Here is a 7,998-nt window from a genome sequence, read left to right on the forward strand (position 1 = left end):
GACATTTTGTGGTGCCAAATGGGCAGGTGCATAGCTGTTGTGGTTGACTCTTCGGACAGGGGCCGATTCCCGGGCGATCCGGGGCTTTCAACCGTTCTGGCGCCCTTCGGTTGGCGGGCTGAAGAATGTGCCGGCCCGCCCACTTCGCGGCGGGGCCGCCGGCCGCCGCCAGAAGCCCGCGCTTTTGGGTTTCCAACCCCCCCGGAAGATGGCAGGGTGCCCGCCTTGGCCGCCGCCCCGGTGTCCCTCACCCATGACGTTTTCCGCGAGAACCCCGTACCGCATGTCCCCTGAGCGCAGCCCAGACCAGCGCCCCAACCGTCCGGCCTATCATCACCCGGTGGTCATCGATCCGGCGGCGCGCGCCGCGGCGGGCAAGGGCCGGGGGGCGGACACAGGGCCCGGCGGGGCCGGGTCAGCGGGGGCGACGGCGGACGCGGCGCCCAAGCCCAACTGGAAAAAGCGGCTCATCACCCTGGTGACGGCCCTGGTGCTGGTGGGGCTGGTGGTCCTGGCGGTGCGCCATGTCGCCCGCGATTTCCACCCGGCGGAGGTCTGGGCCTATGTCCGGCTGCTGCCCTGGATGAAGGTGGCGCAGGCCGCGGGCCTGGTGGCGTCGGCCTATCTGGTGATGACGCTCTATGACGTGTCCGCCCTGAAATACCTTGGCATCAAGCTGCCCTACCGCACGGTGGGCTTCGGCAGCTTCGCGGGCTACGCCATCTCCAACAATGTGGGATTCGCCGTCATCAGCGGCGGCTCGGTGCGTTATCGCGTGTATTCCGTGGCGGGCCTGTCGGCGTCGGACATCGCCAAGATCGTCGTCTTCTCCACCACCACCTTCACCCTGGGCATCACCTTCACCGGCGCCTTGGGCGTGGCCATCGGGCCGGAGGTGGGGGCGGGCCTGCTGAACGTTCCCGCCTGGCTGCTGCAGGGAATCGCCGCCCTGGTGCTGGTGGGGCTGGGCGCCATGACGGTGGCGGCGGCGGCGACGCACAAGCCGGTGCGTTTGTGGCGGTGGTCCTTCGCCCTGCCGTCATCCGGCGTGATGCTCTCGCAGATCATCATCGCCTCCATGGAGATCCTGCTGTCGGCGGCGGCGCTGTGGACCCTGCTGCCGCCGGAAATGGCGGTGGGCTTCATGGAGTTCACGGGCCTGTTCTGCGCGGGCCTGGCCATCCCCATCGTCAGCCATGTGCCGGGTGGCCTGGGCGTGTTCCAGACCATCCTGCTGCTGGGTTTGCGCGACCATGGGCCCGCCGGCGGCGCCATCGGCGCCCTGCTGGCCTACCGTTTCCTTTATTATGTGCTTCCCCTGGTCTGCGCCGGCGTCCTGCTGCTGATCTGGGAAATCCGCGCGGACCACGGCCCCGTCGCCGCTTGGCGCCGTTGGCGCGCCCGCCGCGGCCGGTAAGCCCGGCCCTGGTTCAGGTCGGATCCGTCATCAGGCCCGCCTCGAACGTGGCCACGGGAACCGGTTGGCCGAACAGGAAGCCTTGGTAAAAGCGGCAGCCGTTGGCTTGCAGGAAGTCATGCTGCCCCGGCGTCTCCACCCCTTCGGCGATGACCGACAGGCCCAGGTTGTGGGCCAGCGACAGGATGATGCGGGCGATGTTCGCGTCGTTGGGGTTGGACAGCACGTCGCGGACGAACATGCGGTCGATCTTCAGCTCGTTCAGGGGCAGGCGTTGCAGGTAGCCCAAGGACGAGTACCCGGTGCCGAAATCATCCAGGGAAAAACTCACGCCCCGTTCCTTCAGGCGCCCCATTTTGGCAATGACGTCCCCGATATCGTGGGCCACCAGGCTTTCGGTCAATTCCAGCTTCAGGCGGCGCGGGTCGGCACCGCTGGCGTCCAGGATGTCCAGGACCTGGCGGTCGAAGTCGGATTCATGGAACTGGCGGGCGCTGACGTTGACCGACAGGGCCAGACGCGACAGCGCCGGATCGTCGGCCCAGCGGCGCAGGGTCGCGCACGCCTCCCTCAGCACCCATTTGCCCAGCGGCAGGATCAGGCCCGTGGATTCGGCCAAGGGCACGAATTCCGCCGGGGACACCAGGCCGCGTTCCGGATGGTGCCAGCGCAACAGGGCCTCCACGCCCACCACGGTGCCGGCCTGGTCTACCTGGGGCTGAAGATGCATGGCCATCTGCCCGCGCTCCAGCCCGTCGCGCAGGTCCTTTTCCAGGGCCAGGCGGCTCTCGACGGCCAGTTGCATGCCGGCGTCGAAGAAGCGCAGCGTGTTCCGGCCCCCGGCCTTGGCCACGCCCATGGCCAGGTCGGCCTGCTTCATGGGGCAGTCGGCGCCTTCGCTTCCGGGACCGAACACGGCGACGCCCACGCTGGCGGTGGTGCGGTGGCTGTCGCCGTCCAGCGCGAACGGCGCGTCGAAGGCGGCCATGACCTTATGGCACACCCGCTTGGTCGCCAGGGCCGCGGCGCTGGCCGTCGCGCCCAGGTTTTCCAGCATGATGACGAATTCGTCGCCGCCGACCCGCGCCACCATGTCGGATTCCCGCACACAATCCCGCAGGCGCCTGGCCACCTGGCGCAATAGTTCGTCGCCTTTGTCGTGGCCCAGCGTGTCGTTCAGGATCTTGAAGTGGTCCAGCCCCAGGAACAGCAGCGCCCCCTGGGACCGCCGGCGCTTTCCTGACAGGAAGGCGCGGCGCAGATGTTCCAGCAGCAGGCTGCGGTTGGGCAGATCCGTCAGGGCGTCGTAATAGGCCAGGTGATGGATGCGCCGCTCCGCCTGCCGGCGTTCCGTCAGGTTGGTGTTGGTGCCCGAGACGCGGATGGGCCGCCCCTGGGCATCACGCAGAATGAACCCGCGGGACAGTATCGGCACATAATGACCATCCTTGTGCCGCAGACGGAATTCCACCTCATAGCTTTCCTGGCCGCTTTTCAAAGCGGCATGGAACGTCGCGCGGACGGTTTCCCGGTCGTCGGGGTGGCTCAGGCTTTCCCACAGGCTGGGGTCGGTGCACAGTTCGCCGGCCTGATATCCGATCATCTCCCACCAGCGGGGGGAGTAATAGAGGATGTTGGTGGCCAGGTCCCAGTCCCAGGGCGCGTCCTGCGACCCCCGCAGGACCAGGCGCATCCGCTCTTCGGATTTCCCCAGCGACTGCTGGACCTTCTTGAGGTCGGTGACGTCGGTGAAGCTGATGACCGCCTCGACCGGCCGGTCGGCGTCGTCCAGCACGGGATAGGCGTTGCAGACCAGCCAAGTCGGAACGGGATCGTCGCCCCGCTTCAATCCCATCAGGACGTTCTGGGCGTCCATGCGTCCGCGCAGCGCCAGACTGCCGGGCAATTCCTCCGCGGGGATGGGGCTTCCGTCCTCCCGTATGAAGCTCCATCGCGGGTCCGGTTCGTAGGTGCCGAGGATGGCGTCCTCGCTCAACCCCATCATGCGGCAGGCGGTGGCGTTGGCGTAGGTCAGGCGGGTATCGGCGGCGCGCACCATGACCCCGGCCAGCACATGGTCCAGCACGAAGCGGTGGCGCTGGGCCGCCGTCCGCAAGGCCGCCTCGGCCGCCTTGCGGGCGGTGACATCGCGGTGGACGCTGATGAAGTGGCTGAGCGCGCCGGACGCGTCCCGTTTCGGTGTGACCGTCAACTCGTTCCAGAAGGGCCGGCCATCCTTGGTGTAGTTCAGCACCTCCCCATGGAAGGGGATGCCGCGGCCCAGACAGTCACGGATGGTGGCCAGGGTCTCGGGATCGGTGTCGGGGCCGCAGATCAGGTCGCAGCCCCGGCCCAGGACATCCGCCATCGCATGTCCCGTCATGGCGGTGAAGGCGGCGTTGCAATATTGGATCAGGCAGTCGGCGCCGGCGATGAGCACGCCTTGCGAAACGGCGTCCAACGCCTCCACAAGCATGCTGATTGACGGCGCCATCCGCGATGCCGCCCGTGCTCGCGGGTTGGGAAGCGCCGCCATCGTCCCCCCTCCACCATCCCGCATCCGCGCGCCAAGCCGTCCAACCACTTTCCACTCCGTCAATCCGTACGCCGGGCGGGCCTCTCGACCCATGGCTCCGCCGCCGGCGAAGGCTGGTGACCCGGTTGAAGTCATGAAGGAGTGGATCGGTTACTAAAGCATTACCTCCGTGGCCGCCTATCCTTCCGCGCGTGGTATGGGGCCGCGCGTCATCTGGGCGCCGCCGGAAGCTGCCATGCCGTCCCCGGCGGGGATGGCGACCCTGAGCGTATGGACGCGAGGGACTGAAACTGCCATAGTCCGGCCGGTTCGTTTCGGGGGGGCCGCTGGCAGGCGCTTGGCCCCATTCACACTTTCCTGGTTTTGGCCCATGACCCAACGCATCTCCATCCTGACCTGGCTGTCCCAACTGTCGATCCGCCTGCTGATCTCCCGGCGGGGCGAACTGGTGGGCACCGACCGGTTTGGCAACCGCTATTTCCGGGAAAAGAAGGCGCGGGCCGGTATGAAGGTGCGCCGCTGGGTGCTGTTCGCGGGGGAGCCGGAGGCTTCCAACATCCCGGCGGAGTGGCATGGCTGGCTGCACTATTCCATGGAACAGCCCCTGCCGGAGAACAGCGCCTATCACAAGCCGTGGGTGAAGCCGCATGAGGCCAACACCACCGGCACCGTGGCCGCCTATCGCCCGCCGGGGCACACCTATGAAGGCGGCCACCGCGCCGCCGCCACCGGCGATTACGAACCCTGGACCCCCGCGTAAGGAACGGCGGGCGCGGGGCCGGGGTGACCCGACCGACGGTGCTCCCGGCTTTGCGGCGTGACAGGGCGGGGCGCCGGCCTTTCCGGCGTCGCCCATGACGGGCATCGGCTGAGGCCCCTTCCTTGCCAAACGGGTGGGAGCGGGGCCTCGCGTCGTTTCAAGGCCGTCCAAATTCTAAAGGTTTTCCAGAGGAAGCGAATGCGCAGCAATGTGATCGAAACCGTGCTGGGGGCCGTCGTCCTGGTGGTGGCGGCGTTCTTCCTCTATTTCGCCTACACCACGGCCAATGTACGCGCCGTGTCCGGCTATGCCTTGCAGGCCCGCTTCGCCAGCACGGGCGGCTTGACCGCCGGCAATGACGTGCGCATCAGCGGCGTGAAGGTGGGGTCGGTGACCAAGGCCTATCTGGATCCCAAGACCTACCAGGCGGTCATTGAGATGCAGATCGACAACACGGTGCAGTTGCCCACCGACACCAGCGCCGGAATCGCCTCGGAAAGCCTGCTGGGCGGCAAGTTCCTGAACCTGCAGCCGGGCGGCGAGGATGAGATGCTGAAGCCGGGTGGCCGCATCCAGTACACCCAGTCGGCGGTGAACCTGGAAGACCTGCTGGGCCGCTTCATCTTCAGCGCCGGCGGTAGCGGCGGCAATAAGGGTGGTGACGCTGGCCAGCAGCAGAACCAGGGCCAGCCGGCCTCCCCGTCCCCCGGCCAGCAACCCGCGCCCAAGGCCGACCCGTCCAAGGGCCTGCTGAACGGCGGCGGCAAATGAGCCAGCGGCGTCTGCTGCTGGGGGTTGCCTCCTGTCTGGCGCTGGCCGCCGCGGCCGGCGCCTGGGCGCAAAGCGCGCCCACCATTCCCGGCGCGCCGCCGGCTCCCCCGGCCTCCGCCCCAGCGGCGCAGACGGCGCCGGAGGAACAGCCCCCCACCAGCCAGCCCGTGACTGGCCCCGCCGCCGCCGGCCAGCAGCAACAGCCGCCGGCGGATGGCGCCCAGGGTGCCGCTCCGGCGGAAGGGGCCCCTGCGGAAGGCGCCCCGGCGGAAGGGACCGCGTCCCCCGTCACGCCGTTGCCGCCCCTGGCCCAGCCGCAGGCCGCCCCCCGAACCTTCGAGGATATGAAGGTCGCCGTCCTGGGAGGGCTGGACAAGGTAACGGGCCGCGTGTCCACCGTGGAGATCCCGGTGGGGCAGAGCGGGCGCTTCGGCCAGTTGACGGTGGCGGCCCGGGCCTGCCGCAAGACCACACCGATCGAAGAGCCGGAGTCGGCCGCCTTCCTGGACATTGTCGAGGCCAAGCCCGACGATCCCGCCGCCAAGGTCTTCACCGGCTGGATGTTCGCCTCCAGCCCCGCCCTGTCGGCGATGGAGGACCCCGTCTATGACGTCTGGGTGGTGGACTGCAAGAACCCCTCGACCAAGGCGTCCTCGCCCAAGCCGCAGTGAAACCGGGCCGGCTGGCGCAGCGCGTCGGCCAGCAGGGCGTGATAGCGGGCGCGCGGGATTTCGATGGCGCCGAACTGCGACAGGTGGGTGGTGACGAACTGCGTGTCCAGCAGGCCATAGCCGCCGGCGCGCAGGCGGGCCACCAGATGCACCAGGGCCACCTTGCTGGCGTCCGTCTCGCGCGAGAACATGCTCTCCCCGAAGAAGGCGCCGCCGATGGACACGCCGTAAAGGCCGCCCACCAGCCGGCCGTCGCGCCGGCATTCCACGGAATGGGCCCGGCCTTGGCGATGCAGGGCGGTGTAGGCATCCAGGATCTGGGCGTTGATCCAGGTTTCCGGCCGGTCGGTGGTGGACTCGCCGCAGGCCCGCATCACGGCCGCGAAATCGGTGTCGACACTGACCTGGAAGCGCCCCTGGCGCACCGTGCGCAACAGGCGGCGGGGGGCATGGAAGCCGTCCAGCGGCAGGATGCCCCGCTCCGGCGGGTCGAACCAGAAGATCTCGTCATCATCGGCCCGCTCCGCCATGGGGAAGACGCCCATGGTGTAGGCGCGCAGCAGCAGTTCCGGCGTCAGGTGCATCACTTGGCTTCCCTTGGGTTGACCGGCCGTGGCGGCGCGAACACCACCCGCTGGTAGACATAGCCGATGCCCATGAGGCACAGGCCCAGCCCCAGGAAGGACAGGATGCGCAGCAGGCCGGTCAAATCCGCCATGTCTGACAAGAAAACTTTCAGCACCGTCACCAGCAGCACCGCCAGCGAGGCGTAGCGCAGGTCCGCCCGCCGGGTGCGCACGCCCAGGCCCAGTAGCGCCAGGGCATAGGCTAGCCAGGCGGCGGAATAGCTGTACCACTCCGCATCCGTGCGGCTGATGCCTGACAGGCGGGTGCCGTGAAAGGCCTGGCGCACCTCCAGCGACACGCAGGTGAAGGCCAGGATCAGCACCAGGATGACCAGGGCGCGGCGCGTCACGCCCGCTTCCGTCCGCCAGGCCACCAGGGCGAACAGCGCCGCCGGCAGGCCGTAGACCAACAGCAGCAGGTTCAGGATGGGCCATGGCCCCACGGTCTCGTCCGACCACAGCGGGTTCAGCAGGCCCAGATGCACCAGCATCACCTGGGCCGCCGCCACCCGCACCAGGACGTGGGCTCCGATCCGCGCCACCGGTCCCGCCGCGCTGCCCGACCGGCCAGCCAGGACCAGGGCCGCCACCAGGAACAGCACCGTGCGCAACGCCGTGGGCAGCAGGGCGAAGGGGTCGCTGGTCAGGGTGCCGGTTTGCATCACCTGGATTTCCAGGCAGGCGAACAGCAGGGCCAGCACCAGGGCGACGGCCTGAAGCCCCAGCACCGGCCGGTCCCGCCGGCGGCGGCTCAGGGACCAGGCGCCCGCCGCGCAGGCCAAGGCCGGCACGCCATAGCCCCACAGCAGCCAGTTGACGGGTGAGGCGCCGTTCAGCGGGTAGGTCAGCACCCAGGGGTTCAGGGTCAGGCGGATGGCCACGGCCAGCGCCACGGCCAGGCCACCCCGGCGCAGGGCGTCGGCCAGCGGCCCGGCCGCCAATCGGCCCTCCACCGCCGCCAGCGCCGGCACCAGCAGCGACAGCGCCGCCGTCAGCCAGGCCTGGCGCAGCAGGGCGGCCAGGGCCAGGCCGGCCAGCGCCAGGGCGGCAATGACGAAGGCGGTGGGCGCGGCACGTGACCCCGCCCAGACGGCCGCCGCCGTGGCGCCACCCGCCAACGCGATGGCGATTGCCGCCCAGGCGGCCTCCGGCAGGGTGCCGGGATTGAAGGTCCAGCCGGCCCAGTCCAGCACGGTCAGGGGGGCGGCCGCGGTCCA

The 7,998-nt window shown here is 69.2% G+C and carries 7 protein-coding genes; 4 read left to right on the forward strand and 3 right to left on the reverse strand.

What is annotated here, in order from left to right; all coding sequences use genetic code 11:
- Positions 1–283: 283 nt before the first annotated feature.
- Positions 284–1,417: a lysylphosphatidylglycerol synthase domain-containing protein gene (locus tag I55_RS26415; RefSeq protein ID WP_252181328.1), complete on the forward strand. Its 1,134-nt coding sequence runs from the start codon at positions 284–286 to the stop codon at positions 1,415–1,417.
- 13 nt (positions 1,418–1,430) lie between these two features.
- Here the strand turns inward: I55_RS26415 and I55_RS26420 are convergent, their stop codons facing one another.
- Positions 1,431–3,911 carry an EAL domain-containing protein gene (locus I55_RS26420; RefSeq protein WP_159107281.1) on the reverse strand — a complete coding sequence of 827 codons (2,481 nt, stop codon included), beginning with the start codon at positions 3,909–3,911 and terminating at the stop codon, positions 1,431–1,433.
- 412 nt (positions 3,912–4,323) lie between these two features.
- Here I55_RS26420 and I55_RS26425 point away from each other — a divergent pair, with 412 nt between their 5' ends.
- From I55_RS26425 to I55_RS38705, 3 genes are all read left to right on the forward strand, one after another.
- Entirely contained in the window at positions 4,324–4,713 is a 390-nt protein-coding gene (locus I55_RS26425) for an NADH:ubiquinone oxidoreductase subunit NDUFA12 (protein WP_049974519.1), read from the forward strand.
- A 198-nt stretch (positions 4,714–4,911) separates the two neighbouring features.
- Positions 4,912–5,484: an outer membrane lipid asymmetry maintenance protein MlaD gene (mlaD, locus tag I55_RS26430; protein ID WP_044563718.1), complete on the forward strand. Its 573-nt coding sequence runs from the start codon at positions 4,912–4,914 to the stop codon at positions 5,482–5,484.
- Entirely contained in the window at positions 5,481–6,155 is a 675-nt protein-coding gene (locus tag I55_RS38705) for a DUF2155 domain-containing protein (protein WP_252181329.1), read from the forward strand. The genes mlaD and I55_RS38705 overlap by 4 nt, the downstream gene beginning before the upstream one ends.
- Here I55_RS38705 and aat read toward each other — a convergent pair.
- Both aat and I55_RS26445 read right to left on the reverse strand, forming a co-directional pair.
- Positions 6,089–6,739, reverse strand: coding sequence for a leucyl/phenylalanyl-tRNA--protein transferase (aat, locus tag I55_RS26440; protein WP_044563719.1), 651 nt, complete (start codon positions 6,737–6,739; stop codon positions 6,089–6,091). The genes I55_RS38705 and aat overlap by 67 nt on opposite strands.
- Positions 6,739–7,998, reverse strand: a 1,260-nt coding sequence (locus tag I55_RS26445; protein ID WP_148293977.1) for a DUF2339 domain-containing protein, incomplete at its 5' end; no start/stop codon positions are given. The genes I55_RS26445 and aat, both read right to left, overlap by 1 nt.

This window comes from Azospirillum sp. B4 (genome assembly GCF_000333275.1).
Taxonomy (GTDB): domain Bacteria; phylum Pseudomonadota; class Alphaproteobacteria; order Azospirillales; family Azospirillaceae; genus Nitrospirillum.

Coding starts and splice junctions, on each gene's coding strand:
- I55_RS26415 (WP_252181328.1), top strand. CDS start 284: ATGTCCCCTGAGCGCAGCCCAGACCAGCGCCCCAACCGTCCGGCCTAT.
- I55_RS26420 (WP_159107281.1), bottom strand. CDS start 3,911: ATGGCGCCGTCAATCAGCATGCTTGTGGAGGCGTTGGACGCCGTTTCG.
- I55_RS26425 (WP_049974519.1), top strand. CDS start 4,324: ATGACCCAACGCATCTCCATCCTGACCTGGCTGTCCCAACTGTCGATC.
- mlaD (WP_044563718.1), top strand. CDS start 4,912: ATGCGCAGCAATGTGATCGAAACCGTGCTGGGGGCCGTCGTCCTGGTG.
- I55_RS38705 (WP_252181329.1), top strand. CDS start 5,481: ATGAGCCAGCGGCGTCTGCTGCTGGGGGTTGCCTCCTGTCTGGCGCTG.
- aat (WP_044563719.1), bottom strand. CDS start 6,739: ATGCACCTGACGCCGGAACTGCTGCTGCGCGCCTACACCATGGGCGTC.